Source organism: Pseudophaeobacter profundi (assembly GCF_029697505.1).
GTDB classification, from domain to species: Bacteria; Pseudomonadota; Alphaproteobacteria; order Rhodobacterales; family Rhodobacteraceae; genus Pseudophaeobacter; species Pseudophaeobacter profundi.
Map to the genome: position 1 here is coordinate 1 of NZ_JARJEF010000136.1, position 339 is coordinate 339.

Genomic DNA, 339 nt, shown 5'->3' on the forward strand with positions numbered 1-339 from the left:
ATGCAAAGTTTCGGGAGAAGTTTCTGGCGCGCAAGAAAGTTGAAGAGAAAGAAGGCGATGATTTGCTCCGGCTCCATAGCCAGGCTCTGCGTCAGCTCGAGTCCCGGCACGCAAACCTGATGAAAGCGGTTGAGGATGGGGACTATTCTGCCCCTATCATAGCGCAGCTCAACAAGGTGGATGCTGAACTGACCCAAGCACGGGCCAAACGGGACGCAGCAGCCCCAGAGCCCATCTTCTTGCCCCAGGACCTCCCTGTCTTCTACCGTGCCCATATTGACGATCTGGTGGGCACCCTATCAGACGAGGGCGTCTCTGGGCGTGCCAGCGAAGAACTCC

The 339-nt window shown here is 57.5% G+C and carries 1 pseudogene; it reads left to right on the forward strand.

The features are described 5' to 3' along the window. Positions 1 to 119: 119 nt before the first annotated feature. Positions 120 to 339, forward strand: a pseudogene (locus P2081_RS21535) (recombinase family protein); the annotation flags it as partial.